This is a genomic window from Rathayibacter sp. VKM Ac-2926 (genome assembly GCF_022815565.1).
GTDB classification, from domain to species: Bacteria; Actinomycetota; Actinomycetes; order Actinomycetales; family Microbacteriaceae; genus Rathayibacter; species Rathayibacter festucae.
In genome coordinates this window covers 145936-170406 of record NZ_JALGRS010000005.1, presented here as the reverse complement: position 1 = coordinate 170406, position 24471 = coordinate 145936, and the positions used below count along the sequence as shown (strand labels likewise).

Sequence of the window (24471 nt, the reverse complement as noted above, 5' to 3'; positions counted from 1 at the left end):
CGACGGTTCGAGGACGCCTCGCCGGCCGCCGGTGCAGCCGTCAGGCGTCGGGGTTCATCCAGAAGGGGGAGTAGTGGTAGCCGTCGGGGTCGTCGAACTGGCGCTGGTACATGAAGGGGTACTCGTCGGTGTCGCCGATGCGGCCGCCCGCGGCGCCGGCGCGCTCGGTCAGCTCGTCGACGGCCTCACGGCTGCCGAGGTCGAAGGAGACGGTCATCTTCGAGGGGGTGTCCGGACCGCCGATCAGCTCCTCGGTGCCGCCGACGCTCGCGTACATCTCGCGGCTGCTGAGCATCAGGTACTGATCCGGCGCGATCGCGAAGCAGGCGACGTTCTCGTTCGACATCGCCTCGTTCCGGCTCCAGCCGAGGGCGGTGTAGAAGGCGGTGGCGCGCTCGACGCTCGCGACGGGGCAGGAGAGGTAGAGGCTCATGCGGGCAACACTGCCCAGAAGTGCGCGGCACGACAAGAGGCCGGGGAGGATCCGCGCCCGGAGCGTCCGCCGGGCGTCTGCCAGAGTGCTGGCATGCCCTCTCCGCAGACCCTGACCGAGGAGGACCGCCGGCTCGTCGCCGCCTGGGCCGCCGACTGCGCCGAGCGGGTCCTGCCGCTCTTCGAGGCGGAGGCCCCCGACGACGACCGGGCCCGGGACGGGATCGCCCGGGCACGTGCCTTCGCCCGCGGCGAGCTGAGCGCGGCCGGGGAGATCCGGCGCCGCTTCGAGGCGGGCCGGGCGTCGCAGTCGGCGACGTCGCCCGCGGCGAAGGCGGCGGCCTGGTCGGCGGGGCAGGCCTCCGGAGTCGCGCACCTCGGCGCGCACGCGCTGGGTGCCGCGGCGTTCGCGGCGAGGGCGGCCGAGCTGGCCGACCCGGGGCGCGGCGGCGCGGCCGAGATCGACCGGCAGCTGGCGGGGATGAGCGCCCCGGTGCGGACGGCCCTGGCGCGCCTGCCGCTGCTCGGCGAGGACGCCTCCGGTCCGCTCGGGCCGGGACTCCTGGCCTCCGGTGCGCTCGGCGCGTTCATCCGCACGCTGCAGGCGGCGCTCGCCGCGGGGGAGCAGGGCGGCGGGCAGTAGCGCGGGGCCAGCAGGGCGGACTCAGGCCGCGGGCAGCCGCACCGCGACGCGGAGCCCGCCCTCGCGTCGTGCGGTCAGGTCCAGCTCGCCGCCGTGCGCGCGGACGATGCTCGCCGCGATCGCGAGGCCGAGACCCGTCCCGGCGTGCTCGGAGCGGATGCGCGCGGCCCCGCGCTGGAACGGCTCCGTCAGTGCGGGGAGGGACAGCGGGTCGAGGGGCGCCCCGGAGTTCTCGATCACGAGGACGGCGGAGCCCGCGTCGACGCTCGTGCCGAGCCGCACCCAGCCGCCCGCCGGCTGATTGTGCACGATCGCGTTGTGCAGCAGGTTGACGCTCAGCTGCTGCAGCAGCGCCGGCGAGCCCGAGGTACGGGCGAGGCCGCCGGCCGTCTCCAGCGCGACGCCGCCCCGCTCGGCGAGGGGGAGCAGCGTCTCGACCGCCTCCTCCGCCAGGAGCGACAGGTCCACGCTCTCGCGGGCGAAGGAGCGCTGATCCGCGCGGCCGAGCAGCAGCAGCGCCTCGACGAGCTCGATCGCCCTCGTGTTGACGCTCCCGAGGCGGGCGACCAGCGCGTCGACGTCGCGGTCCGGATCGTCGCGCGCCACCTCGAGGAGCGTCCGCGTGATCGCGAGCGGGGTGCGCAGCTCGTGCGAGGCGTTCGCCGCGAACCGCCGCTGCTCCGCGTCGTGCGCCTCGATCCGCTCGAGCATGGCGTCGAAGCCGTCGGCGAGCTCGCGGAACTCGTCCCGCCGACCCTCGAGCGTGATCCGGTGCGAGAGGTCCCCGGCCGCGGCGAGGCGGGTGGCGTGGGTGATCCGCCGCAGCGGGGCGAGCATCCGGCCGGCCAGGAACCAGCCGCCGACCATTCCGAAGAGCAGCAGGAACGCCAGGGCGGCGACGGCGGCGGGCGTGAAGGCGCGGAGCAGGTCGTCGCGCCCGGGGCGGAAGCCGTCGGTGCCGTCGGTGCCGGAGCCGACCACCGCCTCCGCGGGGATGTAGCGCAGCAGGAACAGCCAGACGACGGTGAGCAGGAGGCCGCCGGCGAGCAGCAGGAAGCCGGCGTAGCTGACGGTCAGGCGAACGCGGGCGCTGATGCCGGGCGGCCTAGCCACGGGTGCCGTCGCCGCTCTCGTCGACGGCACCGTCCGTGAGGATGCGGTAGCCGACTCCGGGCAGCGTGCCGATCAGCCACGGCTCGCCGAGGCGCTTGCGGAGGGCGGAGATCGTGATGCGGACCGCGTTCGTGAAGGGGTCGGCGTTCTCGTCCCAGGCCCGCTCGAGCAGCTCCTCGGCGCTGATCGTGCCGCCCTCGGCGCCCATCAAGACCTCCAGCACGGCGAACTGCTTGCGGGTCAGCGCGACGTAGCGCCCGTCGCGGTGCACCTCGCGCTGGAACGGGTCCAGGCGGAGCCCCGCGATCTCGCGCACCGGCGGGCGGCTGCGCGCGCGCCTGCGGTCCAGGGCCCGGAGGCGCAGGACGAGCTCGCGCAGCTCGAACGGCTTCGTCAGGTAGTCGTCGGCGCCCAGCTCGAAGCCCGAGGCCTTGTCGTCCAGCCGGTCGGCGGCGGTGAGCATCAGGATCGGGACGCCGCTCCCGGACGCGACGATCGCGGCGGCGACCTCGTCGCCCGACGGGCCCGGGATGTCCCGGTCGAGGACGACGAGGTCGTAGGCGGTGAGTCCCAGCAGCTCCAGCGCGGTGTCACCGTCGCCGGCGAGGTCCGCGGCGATCGCCTCGAGGCGGAGCCCGTCGCGGATCGCCTCCGCCATCAGGGGCTCGTCCTCGACCACCAGAACACGCATGCGGTCGATGCTACGAGCCGCGGTGTATCGCGGGCGTCTCGGAAAAGCCCTACGCCCCCGCAACACCCTCCGCGGTGGAGTGGTCCCCGCACCGCCGATCCGAACGGCGGCCGCAGAAGGGATCGATCATGAGGCAGCACCACCAGCGAACCCGGGCCCGCGCGGGCGTCCTCCTCCTCGTCGCGGCACTCGGCCTCACCGGCTGCGCCGCCGCCGAGCAGGTCTCCGGCGGCCTCGCCGACCTCACCACCGTGTCCGGCGACACCGGCCGCTCCGTCGAGGACGGCTACCTCGGCGTCGGCGACTCCGTCTCGATCCACGACGACAACCTGCCGGTCATCGCGAACCTCGACCCCGCGCTGCGGGCGGCCGTCGAGGCGGCGGCCGAGGCGATGGCGGCCGACGGCGTCGAGACGGTCGTCACCTCCGGCTGGCGGAGCGCCGCCTACCAGCAGGCGCTCCTCGACGACGCCGTGCAGGAGTACGGCAGCCTCGAGGAGGCCCGGAAGTGGGTGAGCACCCCCGAGCTCTCGGCGCACGTGACCGGCGACGCGATCGACATCGGCTACACCGACGCGGACAGCTGGCTCAGCCAGCACGGCGCCGACTACGGCCTCTGCCAGACCTACGGCAATGAGATGTGGCACTTCGAGCTGGCGACCGAGCCCGGCGGCGACTGCCCGCCGCAGAAGGAGAACGCGGCGGAGTGACGCTCGGTCGCCGGCGGATCTCGATACGCCCGCCGCGCGGGCTACTCGATCAGCAAGTGCATGCTGGTCGAGTAGCCCCGCAGGGGCGTATCGAGACCCTCCCACCGCAGAGGCGTCGGGCCTGCAGGCTCTCGTGCCGACGCCGGCGGATCTCGATAGGCCCGCTTCGCGGACTACTCGATCAGCCTGCAGCTCGGCGGCTCCGCAGGACGGCCGAGAGGAGGACCAGGGCGGCGGCGGCCAGCGCCCACGGGCCGGTGAAGACGAGTGCGCGCTCGATCGGACGCCAGAACGGCGCGACGAGCCCCCCGAGCAGCAGCCCGGCTCCACCGCCGATGAGGGCGTTCGCCACGACCTGCGCGGCCAGGCGCCCTCCGCTGCTGGTCCAGACGCGCTCGATCAGGCGGTCCAGCAGGTACGTCGCGGCGCCGACCGGCAGGCTCGCCACCGCCGCGCAGACGGCGAGCCCGCCGAGGGCGAGGAGGACGAAGCCCGGGTCGGCCGACAGGGGAGTGGCCGCGGTCCCGTTCACGCTGTCGACGAGCGCCCCGATCGCGAGCGGCACGAGCGCCAGCATCGCGCCCAGCACGGCTCGGACGGCGTGCGCGCGCCCGCGGGCCCCGGGCGGCCGGCCGGCCGATCCTCCGGGTCGTGCGCCGCTCACGAGCACCTCCGTGTCGCCGGCACCGAGGAGACCGCCGGGGCGAGGGCGGCGAGGATCTCGCGACCGCCGGACAGTCCGGCGTCCAGCACGACCTCGACCACGGGGTCCCGGCCGTAGCTCGTCGCGACGACGACGGCCGCGTCGCTGTCGTCGATCGTCCAGTCGACGTCGCGCTCGGTGAGGCACGCGGCGGAGGAGGGCACCCGGCGATCCTGTCAGTCCTCCGCGGTCCGCCGCCGCACGCCGCCGTCGAGCACGCGGTCGAGCCAGTCGCGCAGCAGCTCGCGCTCGGCCGGCCGGAGATCGGCGAGCCGCGGCGCCAGGGCACGGACGGCGACGACGGCGGCGAGTGGCGCGTCGTCCGCGGCGGGCGGCTGCTCGGTGAGGATCCCGGCGAGCACCGCCTCGAACGCGGCGTCGGCGAGACCCGCGTCGCGCTCCGCCGCGGGGGAGGAGAGCAGGGTCGTCACGACGCCGGTCCCCGCGGTCTGGATCAGCCCGACGGCGCGCTCCTCGGGGACGCGGAGGCGACCGGCGGCCGCGACCCGCTGGATCCGCGCCGCGAGAACCCGCCTCCCCGACGTCGCCGCCGGTGAGGCGGCCGCGCGGGCCGGGTCGCTGAGCAGGCGGAAGAGTGCGGGATTCGCGAGGCCGAACTCGATCTGCGCCGTCCAGCCGGCGCGGAGATCCTCGATCGGGTCGACGTCGCCGGCCGCGGCCTCCTCGACGACGGCCGACTTCTCGGCGACCCAGCTGCTCAGCACGTGCTCGGCGACCGCCTCGAGCAGGCCGTCCTTGTCGCCGAAGAGGCGGTAGATCGCCGGAGCCTGCAGGCCGGCCGCCTCCGCGACGCCGCGGGTGGTGACGGCCGCTGGGCCGGCCTCGCGCAGGAGGCGGGCCGCCGCGTCGACGATGCGGGCTCGGGTGTCCGTGGGGGGCGCGGTCATGGATCGACGATATCGCACTGTTGCTATCGCTGGTATTCCAGGGTTATCGTTCGAGCAGTATCACCGATACCCGGTGGTCCCCGCTCGAAAGGCCCTCCATGATCATCGTCACCGGCGCCACCGGAGCGCTCAACGGCGCCACCGTCGACCACCTCCTCGACTCCCTGCCCGCCGCCGAGATCGTCGTCGTCGCGCGGGACACCGCGAAGGCCGCGCGCTTCGCCGACCGGGGTGTCGTGGTGCGGCGCGGTGACTACGCCGACTCCGCGTCCCTGCCCGGCGCGTTCGCGGGCGCCGACCAGCTGCTGCTCGTCTCCTCGAACGACCCGGGAGCCGATGCGCCGGCCCTGCACCGCGCCGCGGTCGAGGCCGCCGTCGAGGCCGGGGTCGGCCGCATCCTCTACACCAGCCACCAGGGCGCCTCGCCGGACACCCCGTTCGGGCCGGGCCGCGATCACGCCGCGACCGAGCAGCTGCTGGCGGAGTCGGGAGTCGCCTGGACCTCGCTGCGGAACGGCTTCTACGCCCACAGCCTCGCGTTCTTCCTCGGCGACTGGCGCTCGACCGGTGTCATCGAGGTGCCGTCCGACGGCCCCGTCTCGTGGACGGCGCGGGAGGACGCGGCGGAGGCCGCCGCTCTCCTCCTGCTCGCGGACGAGGCGCACGACGGACCGGTCACCCTCACCGCCCTCGAGGCGCCGACCTTCGCGGAGGTCGCGGAGCTCGCCGCGGACGTCGCGGGGCGGCCGATCGAGTTCTGGATCCTCGGCGACGACGAGTGGCTCGCGCGCCGCGTCGCCGCCGGGCAGCCGGAGCCGCAGGCGCGCTTCCTGCTCGGCATGCACCAGGCGGCGGCGGCCGGCTTCTTCGCGGGGACGGACCCGACGCTCGCGAGCCTGCTGGGGCGCGAGCCGCGCACGGTCCGGGAGCTGCTGGCTGCGGGCGACGGGCGCTGACCGGCCCGCGGACGTCCGGCTCGTCGGAACCGCCTCGGCTCGTGGCACCCGCGTGCTCCGACGAGCCGGAGCAGGTTCTGCGAGCCCGAGCTCGGCGGTCACCGCTCCTCGGCACGCTTCCGCGGAGACCCACGCACAGGAGGCCGGCGGATCCCTCCCGGGCCGTGCACCGCTGGTTCTCCCGCCGTTGGCCGGGCGGCGCTAGCCTGCCGCCCATGGCGGAGCGAGAGACGGTGCGCACGTCCGCGGCGGACGCGCGGAGTGGACAGGGATCGCCGCGCGGGGCGCTGCTCGCCGCGGCGCTTCTGCTCGGGGCGGCGCTGCTGCAGCTGCAGGCCTCGCTGCAGCGCTGGGTCACCGCGAGCGAGGGCTGGACGCGGACGGACCGGTCGGTCGAGGATCATCTCTTCGACTACCTGATCCCCGCGGATCCGTGGGAGCCCCTCGGCACGGCGGCGCAGGTGCACGGCGCGGGCCTGCTGCTGATCGCCATCGCCCTGCCGGTGTCGGCGCGGGCGATCGGCGGGGGCGGTCTCCTCCGCCTGACGGCGCTCCTGGTCGCCGGCGTCCTCGGGCTGAACGGGCTGCACGGAGTGCTGTCGGGGCTGATCGGCGCGCCCACTCCGCTGCAGCTCCCCTTCCTGCAGATGATGCTGGGGCTGGTGCCCGTCGTCGGCCTCGGAGCCCTCGCCGCGCAGGCGCACCGGAGGTCGGTAGGGGCGGCGCTGGCGTACGCCTGCCTGCTCGGCAGCACCCTCCCGGGACTGCTGATCGCGACCTTCGTCGTCGCGCCCGCGATCACCGGCTACCAGTCCTTCGACACCACCCCGTGGACCGAGACCGTCGTCGCCGCGACCGTCGCCGCCGCGGGCTGCGCGATGCTCGGCGCCACCGCAGTGCCGGTGCTGCGCGGTCGCTCGCGGCGGGGAGGCGCCTGACTCCGAGTCACCCTCCGTCCGGAACGGCGAGGCGTCCCGATGCGGTCGAGGCGTCCACGCGGAGCAGGACGCCTCGACGTCGGCGGGACGTCTCGCCGGGTGAGCGCCGCTTGCCGGTGACGCCGCGCCTACCTCGACTTGTCAGCGGGCCTCGCGTCCGGATCCCTGCCGAAGCGGCGGACGTAGATCTCCCGCATCTCCCGGAGTTGCGCTCGTTCTCGGTCGCTGATCGGCTCAGCCCTGCCTTCTGCGATCCTCCGCTGCAGATCGCTCGTCCCTCTGCTCACCGGCGCCACAGCGACCACCTCCACTGTCGATTCTCGTGAGGTCCGGGCGACGTGTCCACGTCCTCGTCACCTTGCAGATTCTCGATGGTCCGGTAGATCATCCGTGCCTCGGTCTCGGTCGCCTCGTTCAGCAACGCCGTCAGCGCGTCGTTGGCGACTTCTCGATCGGCCCGGATCGCCGAACTCGACAAGCGCAGTGCCCACTCCGCCCGCTTCCACCACTGATCGCGAGCGGCCGTCTCACGCGCGATGCGTGTCGAACGGAACGCCGGGAAGAAGGCGATCGTCGCGGCGATGACGGCGAAGAGACCAGCGGTGGGCGGTCCGCTCCAGAAGTCCCGCCAGAACGGTTCATCGAGGACGAACGGCGGAAGCAGACTGCGCAGGATCGCTCCGGCGACTCCGCCGCCTGCTGCGATGATCACCGAACGAGCGACCCGCTCGGACGCGGGGTTCACCGTCGCCTCCCGCTCGATCGCGGTGGCCGGCGCGTCGGCGACGACGACGACAGCGTCTCCTCGCCGTCGTCGTCCTCGTCCGCACCGCACATCACGCGAGAAGGATGGCCCGCGATCGTGGCGGTTGCGGGCCGGGACGCGGCTCGACGCATCTGTGGCGCGGGAGGCGGGAGCGCCTTCCCACCCGCCAGGCGGCGAGGCGTCCCGGTGTGGTCGAGGCGTCCACGCGGAGCAGGACGCCTCGACGGCGGCGGGACGTCTCGCCGGGTGAGCGCCGCTGGCCCGTGAGGAGGGGGAGGAGACCGGCGTCCCGGCAGCCGTCAGCGGGGCGGCCGGTGCTCGCGCGGGCTGGCGCCGTGGTGGCGGCGGTAGGCGGCGGCGAAGGCGGCGGGCGTCGCGTAGCCGCAGGCCGCGGCGATCGCCGCCACGGGGGTGTCGGAGCGGCGCAGCAGGTCTCGGCCGTGCTCCATCCGCAGGGCGGTGAGGTACCGCATCGGCGTCGAGCCGGTCGAGGCGGAGAAGCGGCGCAGGAAGTGGAAGGGGCTGAGGTGCACCAGCGCGGCGAGCTCGTCGAGGGTCACCGGGTCGGCGAGCCGGGCCGCGAGGTGGTCGGTCACCACGGCGAGCTGCGTGCGGGAGAGCCCGGCGGTGCCCGGTGTGGGCTCCGGCAGGGAGAGCAGGTGCGCGACCAGCGCCGTGCCCACCGCGTCGGCGAGCAGGGACGGCGCTCCGGCCCGCGCGGCGCGGGCGAGCTCGAGCATCGCGGAGAGGACGAAGTCGTCGCCGACCGCGAGGAAGTCGAGCCGGTCGGCGGACGCTCCGGGGACGCCCTCCAGTACCCCGGCGACCAGCGGCGCGGCGACGGTGACGTGCAGCGAGCGGAACGTCTCGGAGCTCGTGCTGCGCCACGCCGCACGGATCTCGCGCCCCGGCGCCGTCGCGGCCGAGCGTCCCGGCGCCGCGTGCCCGTGCGCCCAGCGGCCGTGCGGGCGGGCGCTCTCGATCAGGTAGGAGCCGGCGGTCACCAGGATCAGCTGCAGCGCGTCGGTCGCCGGCGCGGTCACCTCGTGGTCGTGCGGATCGACCACCTCGCGCACCGCGACGCCGGTCCAGCCCGGGACCGCGCCGGGCGGACCCTCCGCCTCGCCGCTCACTGCGGCGTGCCGAACGCCCGCACCGAGACGTCGTCCCACTCGCGCCAGGTGCGCAGGCGCTCGGCGTAGAGCTCCTCGATCGCGGGCAGCACCGTCCCCAGGATGAGCCGCGCCGGCGGGTCCTGCGCGTCGACGAGCTGGAGGATCGCGGCACTCGTCGCCGAGGGGTCGCCCACGGAGAAGTCCGGCCCGTCCGCGTGCACCGCCGCGTACTCGGGCAGCTCGGCGCTCCGGCGTGAGCCGTGTGCGAGCCAGTCGGTGGCGTAGGGGCCGGGCTCGACGCAGGTGATCCGGACGCCGAAGCCCGTCACCTCCTGCCGCAGCGACTCGCTCAGCCCCTCGAGCGCCCACTTGGACGCGTGGTACGCGCCGATGCCGGGGAAGGCGCGCACGCCGCCCTCGCTGGTGACCTGCAGCAGCCGACCCCGGGAGCGGCGCAGCGCCGGGAGCACGGCCTGGGTCACCCACAGCGCGCCGAAGAAGTTGGTCTCCAGCTGCTTGCGGATCTCGCGCTCGGTCAGCTCCTCGACCATGCCGAAGTGGCCGTAGCCGGCGTTGTTCACCACGATGTCGAGGCCGCCGAAGTGCCCTTCCGCGCGGTCGACCGCGGCGAGCACGCCGTCGCGGTCGGTCACGTCCAGCGCGAGCGGGAGCAGGCGGTCGGGGAAGCGCTCGGCGAGGTCGTCGAGGCTGCGGGGGTCGCGGGCGGTGGCCGCGACGCGGTCGCCGCGCTCGAGCGCCGCCTCGGCCCAGAGCCGGCCGAAGCCGCTGGACGTGCCGGTCAGGAACCAGGTTCTGGGAGTCGTCCTGCCGCCACTCTCCCCGGCTCGCGCTCCTTCCGGTAGCGAATGATCGGCACCGCGGGCATTCCTCGAGGGAATGCCGCGCGCATACTGGACCGGTGACCCTCGACGTGCCCCCGCAGCTGCTCCGCGCGCTGGTCGCCGTGCTGCGGACAGGCTCCTTCACCGGCGCTTCCGAGCAGACCGGCTTCACCCAGTCCGCCGTCTCGAAGCAGATCGCTGCGCTCGAGGAGGCGGTCGGCGCGCCGCTCTTCCAGCGCGGGCCGCGCGGCGTCGTCCCCACTCCGGCGGCCCTCGGCCTCGCCCGGCACGCGTCGGCGATCCTGGACCACCTCGACACCGCGGCCCGCGAGATCGCCGACCTCGACCGCCCGCTGCTCGGGCGGGTGAGCCTCGGCGCCTTCGCGACGGCCGCGATGCACCTCGCGCCGGAGACGATCGCCCGGGTGACCCGGGCGCACCCGGCGATCGACGTCGTCCTGGTCGAGTCCTCGACGCCCGTGCAGCTGCGGCGGCTGCGCACGGGGCGCCTCGACCTCGCGGTCGTCGCGGTCGGCTCCGAACCCGACGGCGCCGAGCCCGACGGCGCCGAGCCCGACGGCTATGGCCTCGAGGGCATCGACACGGAGGTGCTGCCGGCCGCGTCGTTGCACGTCGCCGTCGGCGAGCGGCACCCGTGGGCGCACGCGCGGGAGCTGAGCGTCGACGATCTCGCCGGGGCCGACTGGGTGGTCGGCCGCGGCGCGCGGGGCGAGCCGCAGTTCGGCGCGTGGCCCGCGCTCGCGCAGCCGCGGGTGGTCGCCGAGATCGACAGCTGGAGCAGCCGCCTCGCCTTCGTGGCCGCGGGCCTGGGCGTCACGACCGTTCCCGCGCTCGCGATCGCCGGCCTGCCGCGCGGCGTCGTCGCCGTGCCGGTGGCGGGCCCGCGCTGGGCGGGCCGCTCGCTGCGGGTCGCCTGGTCCGGCGAGCTCGACCCCGCCGCCCGCCTCGTCCGCTCGGCCCTGCACGCCGTCGCCGCCGACATCGCGGCCACCCACTCCGCCCCCCGCGAGATGCCACTTGTGAGCGCGACACGCCGCTAGAAGTGTGCATAAGTGGCATCTCGCGGAGAGGGAGAGGGGAGAGGGCGTCAGGTGCGGAGGAGGGTCCAGGCGTAGGGGGCGAGGTGGACGGTGTCGACGGGGTGGCCGGTGACGAGGTCGGTGCCGGAGACGGCGACGTCGACGGGGTCCTGGCCGTGGTTGATCACCGTGAGAACGTCGCCGCGGCGGGCCGCCTCGACCCAGGGGCTCCCGGTCTGCAGCACGGGGGCGATGCCGGACTGCTCGGCCAGCCAGGCGGTCAGCGCGAGCATGCCCGCGTCGTCCGGGATCGTCGCGAGGTAGTGCGCCGTGCCCGTGCCGGTGCGCCGCGAGGTCAGCGCCGGGGTGCCCGCCGCGGGTCCGGAGGAGTAGCGGCCGAGGACCTCGACCGGCCGCTCGTCGGACGGGTCGACGAGCACGCCGAGCTCCTCCGCCAGCAGCTCGCCGCGCAGGACGCCGAAGGGAGCGCCGGCGACCTCCGCGCCGGCCGCCCCGATCCCGGCGAACTCGAGCACCGTCACACCGAGCACCTCGCGGAGCCCAACCTGGAAGCCGCCCTCGCGGAAGGCGTCGTCCTCGTCGACCACGTCGCTGAACGCGGTGACCAGCAGCCGGCCGCCCCGCTCGACGAACGCCGTCAGGTTCTCCGCGGCCGCGTCGGTGAGCAGGTAGGAGTGCGCGAGCAGCACGAGGTCGTACGTGGCCAGGTCCGCCGTCGGCAGCACCAGGTCGACCGCGAGGTTCTGCCGGTGCAGCGCGGAGTACCAGCGCTGGACGAGCTCCAGGAGGTCGAGCACGACCGGGTGGTCCGGGTTGCCGATCGCCCACCAGTTCTCCCAGTCGAGGACGAGCGCGATGCGGGCACCGGAGCCGGTCGGGCCGCCGGCCGATCCGCCGGCCGATCCACCGGCTGTTCCGTCTGTCGACGACTCCACCGACAGCTCCGGCAGCTCGCCGAGCACCCGGCCGAGCTCGACGACCTCTCGCCAGGTGCGGGTCCCGACGCCCGCCTGCGGCAGCATCGCCGAGTGGAACTTCTCGCTGCCCCGCCGCGACTGCCGCCACTGGAAGAAGAGCACGCCGTCCGCGCCGCGCCCGACGGCCTGCATCGACAGCGCGGCCATCTGCTCGGGCGCCTTCACGGCGTTGGAGGGCCGCCAGCTGACGGCGCCGGTCGCCTGCTCCATCAGCAGCCACGGCACGCCCGGCTTGAGCGAGCGCATCAGGTCGCGGGTGAAAGCGGCGGTGCGGAACGACTCCGGGTCAGCGGGATCGAAGTAGTTGTCGTCGCTGACGACGTCGACCTCGGCCGCCCACTTCCAGTAGTCGAGCGGCGGGAAGGCGCCCATGAAGTTGGTCGTGATCGGCTGCGTCGCACCCGAGGCCCGGAGGATGTCGCGCTCCATCGTGTAGAGCTCGAGCAGCGCGTCCGAGGTGAAGCGGCGGAAGTCGAGCAGCCCGGCCGGGTTGTGGCTGTAGGGCGCCTTCCGCGGCGGCACGATCTCGGCGAAGGACGCGTAGCGCTGCGACCAGAAGAAGGTGCCCCAGCGCCGGTTCAGCTCGTCGATCGAGCCGTACTTCCGCTCCAGCCAGACACGGAACGCGGCGGCCGCGTCGTCGGAGTAGTCGTGGTGCAGGTGGCAGGCGTACTCGTTGTTGACGTGCCAGAGCACGATCGCGGGGTGGTCGTGGTACCGCTCGGCGATCGCGGTGACCAGCCGGGCCGCGAGCCGGCGGTAGTCGGGGGAGGTGGGGCGGTAGGCCTGGCGGCTGCCCGGCCAGTAGGTCGCGCCGTTCTCGTCCTGCGGCAGGATGCCCGGGTAGCTGCTCGTGGCCCACGGCGGCGGCGAGGCCGTGGCCGTCGCCAGGTCGACGGCGATGCCGTGCTCGTGCAGCAGGTCGAGGATCCGGTCGAGCCAGCCGAAGTCGAAGGTGTCCTCGTCGGGCTGGATCCGCGCCCAGGCGAAGATGCCGAGGCTGACGGTCGTGACGCCGGCCTCGCGCATCCGCCGCGCGTCCTCCGGCCAGACGCTCTCGTCCCACTGCTCCGGGTTGTAGTCGCCGCCGTAGTGGATCATCCGAGCCGTGGGCCTTCCGTGGTCGTCGTCGAGTGGTGAGCGTCGAGTCGTGGTCGTCGAGTCGTTGTGGTGATCGTCGCGGAGACGATCCTCACGGGGTCGTGCTCAGCGCGCCGCGGGCGCCGTCCGCGACAGCCGCACCGCGAGCGCGGCGAACACCGTGCAGCCGAGCGCCGGCACCACCAAGGGTGCCAGCTGCCAGGTCACCACGGCCGCGAGCACCAGCGCCACCAGCAGCGCGCCGGAGCCGCGCAGGTCGCGGACCGCCAGCATCGCGGCCTGGCGCAGCAGCGGCACCCAGCGCGAGTCGGGCACCCAGAGCGCCGACGCCGTCAGCACGACGACGAGCGCCGCCGCGAGGAGCGCCGCGCAGACCACCGCGACCGCGGTCGCTCCGGGCAGGGCGCCGGTCGAGGCGACCAGCAGGTCGAGGCCGAGCACCGCGGAGAGCGCCAGCAGCGCGAGACCGACGGGGAGCGAGCGCAGGACCCCGGCGCGCGCCTCCGCCAGCGCCGTGCGCAGCGAGGACGGCTCGTCGAGGACGAAGCGGCGCAGGTGCCGCGCCCCGACCGCGAGGGCGAGCGGCAGCGTCACGAGCGGCAGCGCGAGGATCGTGACGAGGAGCCCCGTGAAGAGGACCTCGGCGAACAGCGCGAAGCGGTTCGCCGCCCCCGGCCAGCGCAGCGCCGTGCCGTCGGCGGCGGCCGCACGGGCCTCGCGCTGCGCCCGTGACGCGCGGCTCATCCCTTGAGGCCCTGGGTGGCGACGCCGTCGACCAGGAAGCGCTGGAAGACGATGAAGAAGATCAGCACCGGCAGCAGCGCGAGCACCGAGACCGCGATCGTCGCGCCGTAGTCCGACGCCGAGGTCTGGTCGTTGTAGACGCGGAGCGCGAGCGGCAGCGGCTGCTGGTCGGGCGTGTTCAGGTAGAGCAGCGGGCCGAGGAAGTCGTTCCAGCTCCAGATGAAGGCGAAGATCGACGAGGTGATCAGCGCCGGTCGGATCAGCGGGATCGTGATCGAGCCGAAGATGCGCAGGTGGCCGGCGCCGTCGATCCGCGCCGCCTCGTCGAGCTCGCGGGGCAGGTTGCGGATGAACTGCACCATCAGGAAGACGAAGAACGCCTCGGTCGCGAGGAACTTGCCGATCAGCAGCGGCCAGTAGGTGTCCATCATCCCGAGGGTGCGGAAGATCGTGTACTGCGGGATGAGCAGGACGTGCATCGGCAGCAGCAGCGTGCCGATCATCAGCGCGAAGTAGAGCGGGCGGCCGCGGAAGTCGAGCCGGGCGAAGGCGTAGGCCGCCATCGAGGAGGAGATCACCACTCCGATGACCGAGCCGACCGCGAGGATCGTCGAGTTGAGGAAGAACCGCCAGAGCGGGACTCCGCCGACGCCGGCGAGCACCTTCACGAAGTTGTCGAGCGTCGGGTTCTGCGGCAGCAGCGAAGTCTGGCCGCCGAACTCGCTGTTCGGCTTGAACGCCGCGGCGCCCATCCAGACCAGCGGGTAGAGCACGATCGCGGTGAGCACGATCATCGCCGCGATCCAGACCAGCGTCGCGGTCTTCGGGCGCTTGCGGCGCGGGCGCCGGCGGGGCGACGGCTCGGTGAGCACCTGCGTGTCGGCCGAGGGGAGCGTGGTGTCGAAGGTCGTCATCGTGTGTCTCCCGAGTAGTGCACCCAGCTCTTCTGGGTCTTGAAGAGGACGAAGGCGAGGACGCCGACGAAGAGGAGGAGGACCCAGGCCATCGCCGAGGCGTAGCCCATCTGGTTGTTCGTGAAGGCGCGGGTGTAGAGGTACACCGTGTAGAAGTTCGTGGCGCCGGCCGGGCCGCCGGTGCCGTTGCCGATGATGTACGCCGAGGCGAAGACCTGGAAGGCGTTGATCATCTCGAGCAGCAGGTTGAAGAAGATGACCGGCGAGAGCATCGGCAGCGTGACGCTGCGGAACTTCCGCCAGGGGCCTGCTCCGTCGACCATCGCGGCCTCGTAGAGCTCGGCCGGGACCTGCTTGAGGCCGGCCAGGAAGATCACCATGGGGGCGCCGAACTGCCAGACGGCCAGGATGATCATCATCGGCAGGATCAGGGCGGGCACGCCGACCCAGCCGCCGATCTGGATGCCGAAGATCTGCAGTCCCGAGTCGACCGGTCCGTCGGTCGAGAACATCGCTCGCCAGACGATGGCGATGCTGACGCTCGCGCCGATCAGCGACGGCGCGTAGAAGGCGGAGCGGAAGAAGCCGGTGCCCTTCGCGCTGTAGTTGAGGAGCATCGCCACGACGAGGGCGGCGGCCAGCTTCACCGGCGTGCCGATGAAGACGTAGGCGAGGGTGAGCTGCACCGACTGGAGGAACTTCGGGTCGCCGAACAGGCGCTCGAAGTTCCCGGTGCCGATCCACTCCGGCGCCCGGAAGAGGTTGTAGTCGGTGAAGGAGAAGTAGAGGGACATCAGCATCGGGCCGAGCGTGAGCCCGACGAAGCCGATCAGCCACGGCGAGAGGAACACGTAGCCGGCCAGGGTGTCCCGCTTGGGGCGTCGCCGCGCCTGAGGGCCGACCGGACGAGGAGTGCTCGTCCGGTCGGCGATCGGCGCGACGCGACCGTCCGCGGCGGTGCCGCTGGGGGTCGACGTCGTCGTCATGTGATGCCTTTCCTGGCCTGGATGAAGGGGATCAGTGCGGATCAGTGGGGATCAGTGCGGATCAGTGGGGATCAGTGCGGAGCGGTGCGGGGCGCCCGGGTCAGTTCTGGAGCGTGACGTCGGTCTCGTCGAAGAACTGCTGGACCGCCTCGTCGACGCTCACCGCGCCGAGGCCGAGGCTGGTGCCGAGGTCGAGGAAGTTCGCCTCGATGGCGCCGTAGCCGGCGACCGGGGCGGCCGGGGCCTCGCCGAGGCGGTCCTCGACGGAGTCGAGGTAGTCGGCGACCTGCTTGTCCGGGCCCTCGAGGTTCGCGCCGGCGAGCTGCTCGGAGGAGGCGGGGATGCCGAGGGTGGCGCCGAAGATCTCGCCGACCTCGGGGCTGTTGATCAGGAAGTCGAGGAACGTCGCGGCGGCCTCGGGGTGCTCGGTCGCCGAGGAGATCGCCTGCATCAGGCCGACCTTCTGGTAGAGGTCCTTGCTGCCCTCGTCCGCGGTCGGGGGAGCGGTCATCACGATCTCGGAGGCGCCGCTGTCGCCGATGTAGCCGCCGAGGAAGTTGCTCCAGCTCATCTCGCTGGTCGCGATGCCGGCGCCGAAGCCGGACTTGGGCAGCAGCTCCTGGAGGCGCGCGGCCGGAACGCCGGTGCTGGTGCGCATCTCGTCGCCCTGCTCCCAGAACGCGGCGAGGTCGTCCTCGGTGAAGCCGAGCTCGCCGTCCTCGGTGAACAGCTCCTTGCCCTCGGCGCGCAGCTGCAGCTCGAAGTTCTGGATGCGGCCGGTGTAGTCGGTGCCGCCGTAGACGGCGCCGCCGGTCTTCGCGGTGACGTCGGCGACGTAGGCCGCGTAGTCCTCCCAGCTGCCGCCGCCGGCGTAGGGCTCGACGCCGTTCGCGGCGAGGAGGTCCTGGTTCTGGAAGACGGCCCAGGCGCTGTAGCCGGTGGGGATCGCGTAGGTCGCGCCGTCGAGCTCGCCGGTGGCGAGCAGCTCCGGGGAGATGGTGGTCTCGTCGACCACGCCGCCGAAGTACTCGGACAGGTCGCCGAGCAGGCCGTTGTCGCCGTACTGGCGGAGGTAGGTGTAGTCGAACTGCATCACGTCGGGCAGTCCGCCGCCGGCCGCCTCGGTCTGGCGCTTCTCCCAGTAGCCGGGGTAGTCGGTGAAGGTCGAGTTGATGGTGATGTTCGGGTGCTCGTCCTCGAACAGGGCGATCGCCTTGTCGTAGCGAGCGGCGCGGTCGTCGTTGCCCCAGAACGTGTAGTCGAGGGTGATCTCCTCGTCCGGGTCCAGGGTGGCGGAGGCCCCGGAGCCTCCACCGGAGCAGCCGGTCAGAGCGAGGGCGGCCACGGCCACGGCGGCCACCGCCGAGTAGCGCTTGCTGTGTGAGCGGAACATCGTCGTCCTTTCGAGAACATCATCGTTTCGAGCCCCGAACTGCAATGAAACGTTTCGGGAAAGCGTTTGCCCCAAAATACGTGCCGGGGTCTCGCCCGTCAAGCCGGGCTCGCGGCGGGGTCTCGATACGCCGCCCGCGGCACCTGCTCGACCAGCAGGGGGTGGCCGCCCGCCTGCCGCCTGCCGCAGTGGCGGCCCTCCTATGTTGATCGAGTAGCCCGCGCAGCGGGCGTATCGAGATCCGGCCCTGCCGGACGCGAGGGTCCGGCAGTCGGCGTGCTGAGGACGTGGGGTCTCGATACGCCGCCTGCGGCGGCTACTCGACCAGCAGGGGGTGGCCGCCTGCGGCGCCTGCTCGACCAGCAGGGGGTGGCGGCCTGCGGCGCCTGCTCGACCAGCAGGGGGTGGCGGCCTGCGGCGGGTGCTCGACCGGCACGGGGTGGCCGCACGGGGCGGCTAGTCGACCGGCACGCCGTCGGCGGCGCAGACCAGCGCGCCGTCGACGACGGTGAGCACGGCCGCGCGGACGTGCGAGCGGCGCATCGCGGCACTCGGCGGCATCGACGCGAGGTCGCTGCCGTCCCAGCCGGGGTGGGTGAAGTAGACGATCAGGGCGCGGTCCTCGTCGAGCGGGACGACGTCCGCGTGCCGGGCGACGATCGGCGCACCGTCCAGCCGCTCCGGAGCGGTCAGGATCAGGCCCTCCCGCTCGTGCTGACGCCGCCAGTCGCCGACGCCGTCGGGGGAGTGGTGCACGGCCAGCCCGCGCCACTCGTCGGTGATCAGCCAGTACCGGCCGGCCAGCGGGAACACCTTCGGCCCCTCGTGCGCGCGCCCGCCGACGGCGACGCCCTCGAGGCGCCAAGACGCCGGGTCGCCGGGATCGTCGCTGACGGCGACGACGGTGCTGGAGTCGCGCCGCTCGTCCTTCGCCCAGAGTCGGTGGCGCCCGTCGCCGGTGCGCGCGACGGCGGCGTCGATCACCCGCTCGGAGCCGAGGTCGATCTCGCCGAGGAGCCGCCAGGTCTCGAGGTCGTCGCTCTCGAACTGCGCGATCGTCGCCCGCCCGGTCCAGTCGCCGGGGGTGCCGTCGATCCGGGTGAGGAACATCTGCCAGCGATCCCCGATCCGCACGACGTCGGGCGCCCAGAGAGTGGGCAGCTCGGCCGACAGCCCGGCGTCGAGACCGGGGACGGTGCCGCGGTACTGCCAGGTCGCCCCGCCGTCGCCCGACACCGCGACGCCGACGGCGCTGCCGTGCACCCACTCGACCCCGGGCAGATCGAGGGTCGCGCGCCGCTGGGTGTAGAACAGGCGCCACTCGCCGCGGAGGGTGTCGGCGACCAGCACCGGGTCGGTCGGTCCGTCGAACACGGGATCGCAGTAGGGCACGGCGAAGGCGTCCTCGCGCAGGGGCATCGGCTCGGTCATCGGGGTCCTCACGAGGTCTGGCGCACCGGCTCGCCCGGGCGCATCGGTCGGCAGAACCCTAGCCAGGAAAACGCTTGCCCACGACTGCGCCACCCGGGTAGCGTCGAGGGCGTCCCCGTCGGAGCGGTCGCTCCCGAAGGCGCCGCGGACCCCCCGATCGGAGTCGACCGTCTCGTGAGAGAAGCCCGTCCCTCGCAGGCCCCGCTCCTGCTCGACCGCCGTCACCCCGGCCGCTCCGCCCTCCGCCTGCTCGGCCGCTACCGCCCGCGCGTGGTCGTCGCCGTGCTGTTCTTCGCGGTCAAGGACACCCCGCTCTGGCTGCTCCCGGTCGTCACCGGCGCGATCGTCGACGTCGTCGTCGCCGGCGGTCCGGAGTCGACGCTCTGGCTGTGGGCCGGTATCGCCCTGCTCGCGCTGCTGCAGAACTACCCGAACCACGTGATGTACACCCGGCTCTACATGAGCGCCGTGCGCCAGACCGGCACGGACCTCCGCAACGCGCTCGCCGCCAGGCTGCAGAACCTCTCCATCGGCTTCCACTCCCGCGCCAGCTCGTCGATCGTGCAGACCAAGGTCGTCCGCGACGTCGAGAACATCGAGACGATGTACCAGCAGGTCGGCCACCCGCTGCTCTCCGCGACGATGGTGGCGATCGGCGCGGTCGTGATGACCGCGATCGAGGTGCCCGCGTTCCTCCCGGTCTACGCCTGCGCCATCCCGCTCGCGGTGCTGCTGCGCGCCTTCCTGGGCCGCCGCTCCCGCCGGAGCAATGAGCAGTTCCGCCGCGAGGTGGAGCACTTCTCGGCGCGCGTCGGCGAGATGGCGACGCTCATTCCGATCACCCGCGCGCACGGTCTCGAGCAGACCGCGGTCGCGCGGGTCGCCGCCGGCGCCGAGGGCGTCCGCTCGGCCGGCTACAGCCTCGACCTGCTGAACGGCCGCTTCGCCTCGCTCTCCTGGGTGAGCCTGCAGCTGCTCGGCATCGGCTGCCTGGTGCTCGCCGCCTGGGTCTCGATCAGCGGCTGGCTGCCGATCACGCCCGGCCAGGTCGTGCTGCTGAGCTCCTACTTCGCGCTGCTCACCGGCGCGATGACCAACCTGCTGATGCTGCTGCCCGTCATCGCCCGCGGCACCGAGTCGATCCGCTCGATCGGCGAGCTGCTGGAGGACCCGGACCTGGAGCAGAACGAGGGCAAGGCGCGCGCGGCCCAGGTGCGCGGGCGCATCCGGCTCGAGGACGTGACCTACCGCTACGGCGCGGACGGGGTCGGTGGCGCAAGCGGCGCCGGCGCGGCGAGCACCGTCGGCGTCCGGAGCATCGATCTCGACATCGAGCCCGGCCGGACCGTCGCCTTCGTCGGCTCCTCCGGCTCCGGCAAGTCGACGATGCTCAACCTGGTGCTGGGCTTCCTCCGCCCCACCGGCGGCCGCATCCTGCTGGACGGCGTCGACGCCGAGACCCTCGACCTGCGCACCTGGCGCCGCTCCGTCTCCGTCGTGCCACAGGACTCGGTGCTCTTCGAGGGCTCGATCCGCGACAACGTGGCCTACGGGCTGACCGGCGTCGGGGAGGAGCGGATCCTCGCCGCCCTCCGCGACGCGAACGCCCTGGAGTTCGTCCGCGAGCTGCCGGACGGCCTCGACGCGGTCGTCGGCGAGCGCGGCGCCCGTCTCTCCGGCGGGCAGCGCCAGCGCATCGCCATCGCCCGCGCCCTGGTCCGCGACCCACGGGTGCTCCTGCTCGACGAGGCGACCAGCGCGCTCGATCCGGAGTCGGAGGCGGCCGTCAAGGAGGCGCTGCTGCGGCTGATGCGCGGCCGCACCACCCTGGTCGTCGCGCACCGGCTGTCGACGATCCGCTCGGCCGACACGATCGTCGTGCTCGAGCGCGGGCGGATCGTCGAGACCGGCAGCCACGAGGAGCTGCTCGCGGCGGGCGGGCGCTACGCGACGCTGCACGCGGTGCAGGCGGGTCGCTGAACCGGCACGCCTGATCCGCGGCTCAGCCCTGCGGCCGCCCGACGCCGATCGACCAGGCGAGCGGCGGCGGCGTGCCGTTCAGCGCCCACTCGCCGACGATCCGCTGCTTGTAGATCACCGGGTTGTGCGCGCCGACCGTGCGGGCGTTGCGCCAGTGCCGGTCGAGCGCGGCGCCCGTCGCGACCCCGGACGAGCCGAGTGCGTCGAAGAGCAGGGTCGCCGCGCGCGGTACCGACTCGGTGAGCAGCACCTGCGCCCGATACACCTCGGCGCCGGCCGCGGGCACCAGTGACGGATCCACTGCAGCCTCGCCGACGGCCTCCGCCGCGACCAGCACCGCGGCCCGGGCGCCGAACGCGATCGCCGAGATCGCGCCGACGACCTCCTGGATCTGCGCGTCGTCCCGGCCGTGATCGGCCAGGCCGTGGCTGTAGACCCGCGAGCGGGTGCGGACGGCCGCCACGGCGTCGCGCTCGACCGCGGCGGCGATGCCCGCCAGCACCGCGAGCAGCTCGAGCTGGAAGAACGGCGTCTGGTGCGGCGCCCGCAGGACCGAGGCGAAGACGTGCTCCGGCTCGACGAGCGCCTCGGTGAAGACGGTGGTGCCGCTGCCCGAGAGCCGCTGGCCGAAGCCCGACCAGTCGTCGGTCGCGACCACGCCCGGCTGGTCGACGCGCACCACCACGGCGGTGTCCGTGCCGTCCTCGCGGCGCACGACGACGTCGGTCCAGTCGGCGAAGATCGTGCCGGTGGAGTAGTACTTGGTGCCGTTCACGACCAGCTCGTCGCCCCGGCGGGTGAGCGTGGTCTGCGTGACGCCGACCGCGGCCGTGCCGATCTCGCTCCAGGCGTTGCCGACCAGCTCACCCGCCGCGAGCCGGCGCAGCCAGCCGTCGCGCGCCGGCGACGGCGGGAAGGACAGCTGGTCCTCGACGAAGGCGAAGTGGCCGCGCAGCGCCTGGGCGACGTTCGAGTCCGCCGTCGCGAGCTCGATCAGCAGCGACGCGGTCTCGCGGAGCGTGAGCCCGCGGCCGCCGTGCTCGACCGTTACCCGCAGACCGCCGAAGCGGGCCGCGCGCAGTCGCGCGATCGGCTCGAAGGGCAGCTCGCGGTCGAGCTCGCGCTGGACGGCGCCCGCCGCGATCTCGTCGAAGACCGGGCGGAACGCGGCCCGCGCCTCCGCCAGGCGCTCGGATCCCGTGCCGCTCACGTGTACAGGGAGAGCGGCTGGACGTCGCCGGTCAGGTAGTTCGCGCCGACCTCGAGCTTCTTGTAGTCGACGGGGTCGTGCAGCGAGTGGGTGCGGACGTTGCGCCAGTAGAGGTCGAGCCCGATCGAGCTCTTCGCGGAGGAGGAGCCGGTCGCCTCGTAGATCCGGGTCGTCACGTCGAGCGCGAGCGCGTCCGTCACGATCTTCACCTTCGCGATCTCGATCGCCTGAGCGGCGCGCGACTCGGCCGTTACCGCCGCCCCGCGGGCGACCTCGGCGTCGTGCAGCGCGCCGACGCGGTCGGCCAGCGCCTCCGCAGCCGCCGTGTGCGCGACCAGCTCGCCGTAGAGGCGCCGCACGAACGGATCCTGCGCGTACGTCTCCACGCCGGAGAGGAACCAGGAGTTCTTCCGGCCGAGGGTGAGCCCCCGCCCCTTCGCCAGGGCGCCCTGCGCGATGCCGAGGTAGAGGTTGCCGAAGCCGAGCTGGATCGACGGCGTGATCAGCGTCGCGAACGGCTCGTCGACGAGCGCGCCGAGGATCTCGGACGCGTCCACCCGCACGCCGGTGAAGCGGACGGACCCGGAGGCGCTCTGCCGCTGGCCGAGGTAGTCCCAGTCGCCGAGCGGCTCGATGCCCGCGCGGTCGCGGGGCAGCACGAAGGTCAGCGTCTCGCCGGCGCGGTCGCCCGCGGCGATCACCGCGTTCACCAGGACCGCGTCGCCCGAGGAGACCCCGGTCGAGAAGCGCTTCAGCCCGTTCAGCTCGAAGCCGTCGCCGCGGGGCGTCAGCTCGAGATCGGGATCGACCGGATTCACCGAGTCGCCCCAGAGCCATCGGCCCTCGATCGTCGCGCGGTAGAACCGCTCGCGCTCGGACTCCGGCGCCGAGAAGGCGATGTTGGCCGAGTTGACGTAGTGGTACAGCAGGATCTGCGCGAGCGAGGCGTCCGCGGCGGCGAGGATCCGGATCACCCGGAACGCCGTGCTCCAGACCGCGCCGCCGCCGCCGAACTCGGCCGGGTCGAGCAGGTTCACGAGGCCCGAGGAGCGCAGCGGCTCGAGCTCGGTGGTCGGGTCGAGGTTGCCGCGGTCGCGCTCGAGGACGTCGGCCGCGAGGGTCTCGGCGACGCCGGACGCGACGGCGTCCCAGTGCTCGTGCTCGGCGGCGGTCGCGACGCGGTCCCAGTGCGAGCGCGGACGCTCGGCTCGGGACTCGGGGCTGGTCGGGGCAGGGGCGGTCTGGCTCATCGGACGGGCTCCGGGTCGAGGGCGGGCAGAACGGAGAGGACGCTGTCGGGCAGTCCGTCGGCGGCGCTGGGCGAGCCGGTGTACGCGCCGCGGTAGGCGGCGGCGGGGTGCGAGTCCTTCACGCGGGCACTGCCCGGGCCCTGGAGGTACTCGCGCAGGGTCGCGCCCTCGTACTCCTCCCAGACCCGGCCGCGCCGGCGCAGCTCGGGCACGGCGAGGTCGACGAAGTCCTCGAAGGTGCCGGGGGTGACCACGTAGGCGAGGTTGAAGCCGTCGATCCCGGCGACGTCGACCCAGCGCTCCAGCTCGTCCGCGACGGTGCTCGGCGAGCCGACGATCACCGGGCCGATGCCGCCGATGCCGAGGTACTCCGCGACGTCGTCCGGGGTCCAGGCGCGATCGGGGTCCGCCTTCGTGAAGATCGAGAGGGCGCTGCGCACCGCGTCGGTGTCGACGTAGTCCAGCGGCACGTCCGCCGGGAACTGGGAGAGATCGAGTCCCGACCAGCCGCCGTAGAACGCGAGCGCGCCCTCCCGGGACGAGTAGGTCTTGAAGTCGGCGTACTTGGCCTGCGCCTCGGCGTCCGTCTCGGCGACGATCACGGTCGCGAGGATCAGGATCTTCGGATCCGTGCGCAGGCGTCCGTGGGCTTCAGCACGGTCCCGGATGGCATCCGTGGTCCGCCGGGTCAGCTCCGGCCGGATCGCGTTGATGAAGACGGCCTCGCCGTGCTTCGCCGAGAAGTCGATGCCGCGCGGCGAGGCCCCCGCCTGGAAGATCACCGGCGTGCGCTGCGGCGACGGCTCGGAGAGGTGGATGCCCGGCACCCGGTAGTGGGTGCCGGAGTGGCCGATCGGGTGCACCTTGCGCGGGTCGGTGAAGACGCCGCGCTCGCGGTCGCGCAGCACCGCGCCCTCCTCCCAGGAGCCCTCCCAGAGCTTGTAGCTGACATCGAGGAACTCCTCGGCGATGTCGTAGCGCTCGTCGTGGGGGATCTGCCGCTCGAGGCCGAGGTTCTGCGCGGCACTGTCGAGGTAGGAGGTGACCACGTTCCAGCCGATCCGCCCCTTGGTCAGGTGGTCGAGCGTGGAGAGCCGGCGCGCGAGGGCGTACGGCTGCTCGTAGGTGGGCGAGATGGTGACGCCGAAGCCGAGGTGCTTCGTGGCGGCGGCCATCGCGGGGATCTGCAGCAGCGGGTCGTTGACGGGGACCTGCGCGGAGTCGATCAGCGCGGGGCCGACGGAGCCGCGGTAGACGTCGTAGACGCCGAGCACGTCGGCGAGGAAGAGCGCGTCGAAGGTGCCGCGCTCGAGCGTCCTCGCGAGGTCGATCCAGTACTCGAGGTCGTTGTAGCGGTCGGCCTGCGAGTCGGGGTGCCGCCAGAGGCCGGGCGCCTGGTGTCCGACACAGGTCATGTCGAAGGCGTTGAGGACGATGCGGGACGCCATGGGACTCCGTTCGGTTCGGGGCTGGTGCGCTTCGGACCCTAGGAGGGACGGCCGACACCGCGTCGCCGCCGGCGCAATCCGGCGTAACGAACGGCCGCCGTGTTGCGCCGTGTGACGCCGCGTTGCGGTGGATGACCGGCGGGCGTGACGACTCGCCGC

At 73.4% G+C, this 24471-nt stretch carries 24 protein-coding genes; 6 read left to right on the top strand and 18 right to left on the bottom strand.

What is annotated here, in order from left to right:
- Nucleotides 1-40: 40 nt before the first annotated feature.
- Entirely contained in the window at nt 41-433 is a 393-nt protein-coding gene (locus tag MT351_RS08730; RefSeq protein WP_123703755.1) for a VOC family protein, read from the bottom strand.
- Between the two features lie 93 nt (nt 434-526).
- Between MT351_RS08730 and MT351_RS08725 the strand changes: the two genes are divergently transcribed.
- Nucleotides 527-1075 carry a putative immunity protein gene (locus MT351_RS08725; RefSeq protein WP_243581953.1) on the top strand — a complete coding sequence of 183 codons (549 nt, stop codon included), beginning with the start codon at nt 527-529 and terminating at the stop codon, nt 1073-1075.
- A gap of 21 nt (nt 1076-1096) precedes the next feature.
- On the opposite strand, the gene MT351_RS08720 is transcribed toward MT351_RS08725, so the two are convergent.
- A complete protein-coding gene (locus MT351_RS08720) occupies nt 1097-2188 on the bottom strand; it encodes a HAMP domain-containing sensor histidine kinase (protein WP_243581952.1) in 1092 nt (363 codons plus the stop codon).
- The gene (locus tag MT351_RS08715; RefSeq protein ID WP_243581951.1) at nt 2181-2879 is read right to left on the bottom strand and encodes a response regulator transcription factor; all 699 of its coding nucleotides are present in this window, start codon (nt 2877-2879) and stop codon (nt 2181-2183) included. The genes MT351_RS08720 and MT351_RS08715 overlap by 8 nt, the downstream gene beginning before the upstream one ends.
- Nucleotides 2880-3007: 128 nt before the next feature.
- Here MT351_RS08715 and MT351_RS08710 point away from each other — a divergent pair, with 128 nt between their 5' ends.
- A complete protein-coding gene (locus tag MT351_RS08710) occupies nt 3008-3589 on the top strand; it encodes a M15 family metallopeptidase (RefSeq protein WP_243581950.1) in 582 nt (193 codons plus the stop codon).
- A 181-nt stretch (nt 3590-3770) separates the two neighbouring features.
- Here MT351_RS08710 and MT351_RS08705 read toward each other — a convergent pair whose 3' ends face one another.
- Genes MT351_RS08705 through MT351_RS08695 form a run of 3 tightly spaced genes read right to left on the bottom strand, consistent with a single transcriptional unit; the run spans nt 3771 to nt 5200 of the window.
- A complete protein-coding gene (locus MT351_RS08705) occupies nt 3771-4253 on the bottom strand; it encodes a hypothetical protein (RefSeq protein ID WP_243581949.1) in 483 nt (160 codons plus the stop codon).
- A complete protein-coding gene (locus MT351_RS08700; protein WP_243581948.1) occupies nt 4250-4456 on the bottom strand; it encodes a hypothetical protein in 207 nt (68 codons plus the stop codon). Before MT351_RS08700 ends, MT351_RS08705 begins: the two co-directional genes overlap by 4 nt.
- A gap of 12 nt (nt 4457-4468) precedes the next feature.
- Entirely contained in the window at nt 4469-5200 is a 732-nt protein-coding gene (locus tag MT351_RS08695) for a TetR/AcrR family transcriptional regulator (RefSeq protein WP_243581947.1), read from the bottom strand.
- Between the two features lie 98 nt (nt 5201-5298).
- On the opposite strand from MT351_RS08695, the gene MT351_RS08690 reads away from it, so the two are divergent.
- Nucleotides 5299-6156: an NAD(P)H-binding protein gene (locus MT351_RS08690; RefSeq protein WP_243581946.1), complete on the top strand. Its 858-nt coding sequence runs from the start codon at nt 5299-5301 to the stop codon at nt 6154-6156.
- 215 nt (nt 6157-6371) lie between these two features.
- Nucleotides 6372-7094 carry a hypothetical protein gene (locus MT351_RS08685; RefSeq protein WP_132437137.1) on the top strand — a complete coding sequence of 241 codons (723 nt, stop codon included), beginning with the start codon at nt 6372-6374 and terminating at the stop codon, nt 7092-7094.
- A gap of 283 nt (nt 7095-7377) precedes the next feature.
- Here the strand turns inward: MT351_RS08685 and MT351_RS08680 are convergent, their stop codons facing one another.
- From MT351_RS08680 to MT351_RS08670, 3 genes are all read right to left on the bottom strand, one after another.
- Nucleotides 7378-7806, bottom strand: coding sequence for a hypothetical protein (locus MT351_RS08680; protein ID WP_243581945.1), 429 nt, complete (start codon nt 7804-7806; stop codon nt 7378-7380).
- A gap of 353 nt (nt 7807-8159) precedes the next feature.
- Nucleotides 8160-8993, bottom strand: coding sequence for an AraC family transcriptional regulator (locus MT351_RS20280; RefSeq protein ID WP_243581944.1), 834 nt, complete (start codon nt 8991-8993; stop codon nt 8160-8162).
- On the bottom strand, nt 8990-9874 hold the full coding sequence (locus MT351_RS08670; RefSeq protein ID WP_308197729.1) for an SDR family NAD(P)-dependent oxidoreductase: 885 nt from the start codon (nt 9872-9874) through the stop codon (nt 8990-8992). Before MT351_RS08670 ends, MT351_RS20280 begins: the two co-directional genes overlap by 4 nt.
- Before the next feature lie 20 nt (nt 9875-9894).
- On the opposite strand from MT351_RS08670, the gene MT351_RS08665 reads away from it, so the two are divergent.
- Entirely contained in the window at nt 9895-10878 is a 984-nt protein-coding gene (locus MT351_RS08665) for a LysR family transcriptional regulator (protein ID WP_243581943.1), read from the top strand.
- Nucleotides 10879-10925: 47 nt separating this feature from the next.
- Here MT351_RS08665 and MT351_RS08660 read toward each other — a convergent pair whose 3' ends face one another.
- From MT351_RS08660 to MT351_RS08635, 6 genes are all read right to left on the bottom strand, one after another.
- Complete coding sequence (locus MT351_RS08660; RefSeq protein ID WP_243581942.1) at nt 10926-12956, bottom strand: beta-galactosidase; 2031 nt, start codon at nt 12954-12956, stop codon at nt 10926-10928.
- Between the two features lie 105 nt (nt 12957-13061).
- Nucleotides 13062-13700 (bottom strand): hypothetical protein, encoded by a 639-nt coding sequence (locus MT351_RS08655; RefSeq protein ID WP_243581941.1) that lies wholly within the window; start codon nt 13698-13700, stop codon nt 13062-13064.
- Nucleotides 13697-14614, bottom strand: a complete 918-nt coding sequence (locus MT351_RS08650) for a carbohydrate ABC transporter permease (RefSeq protein WP_159422856.1) — start codon at nt 14612-14614, stop codon at nt 13697-13699. The genes MT351_RS08655 and MT351_RS08650 overlap by 4 nt, the downstream gene beginning before the upstream one ends.
- Nucleotides 14611-15600 carry a carbohydrate ABC transporter permease gene (locus MT351_RS08645; protein WP_123703775.1) on the bottom strand — a complete coding sequence of 330 codons (990 nt, stop codon included), beginning with the start codon at nt 15598-15600 and terminating at the stop codon, nt 14611-14613. Before MT351_RS08645 ends, MT351_RS08650 begins: the two co-directional genes overlap by 4 nt.
- Before the next feature lie 100 nt (nt 15601-15700).
- Nucleotides 15701-16993 carry an ABC transporter substrate-binding protein gene (locus MT351_RS08640; RefSeq protein ID WP_243581940.1) on the bottom strand — a complete coding sequence of 431 codons (1293 nt, stop codon included), beginning with the start codon at nt 16991-16993 and terminating at the stop codon, nt 15701-15703.
- Nucleotides 16994-17449: 456 nt separating this feature from the next.
- Nucleotides 17450-18424 (bottom strand): glycoside hydrolase, encoded by a 975-nt coding sequence (locus MT351_RS08635; protein ID WP_243581939.1) that lies wholly within the window; start codon nt 18422-18424, stop codon nt 17450-17452.
- A gap of 174 nt (nt 18425-18598) precedes the next feature.
- On the opposite strand from MT351_RS08635, the gene MT351_RS08630 reads away from it, so the two are divergent.
- A complete protein-coding gene (locus MT351_RS08630) occupies nt 18599-20404 on the top strand; it encodes an ABC transporter ATP-binding protein (RefSeq protein ID WP_243581938.1) in 1806 nt (601 codons plus the stop codon).
- A 22-nt stretch (nt 20405-20426) separates the two neighbouring features.
- Here MT351_RS08630 and MT351_RS08625 read toward each other — a convergent pair whose 3' ends face one another.
- The 3 genes from MT351_RS08625 to MT351_RS08615 are packed head-to-tail and all read right to left on the bottom strand — an operon-like array spanning nt 20427 to nt 24312.
- Entirely contained in the window at nt 20427-21614 is a 1188-nt protein-coding gene (locus MT351_RS08625) for an acyl-CoA dehydrogenase family protein (RefSeq protein ID WP_243581937.1), read from the bottom strand.
- On the bottom strand, nt 21611-22864 hold the full coding sequence (locus MT351_RS08620; protein ID WP_243581936.1) for an acyl-CoA dehydrogenase family protein: 1254 nt from the start codon (nt 22862-22864) through the stop codon (nt 21611-21613). Before MT351_RS08620 ends, MT351_RS08625 begins: the two co-directional genes overlap by 4 nt.
- On the bottom strand, nt 22861-24312 hold the full coding sequence (locus tag MT351_RS08615; protein WP_243581935.1) for an LLM class flavin-dependent oxidoreductase: 1452 nt from the start codon (nt 24310-24312) through the stop codon (nt 22861-22863). The genes MT351_RS08620 and MT351_RS08615 overlap by 4 nt, the downstream gene beginning before the upstream one ends.
- Nucleotides 24313-24471 lie beyond the last annotated feature (159 nt).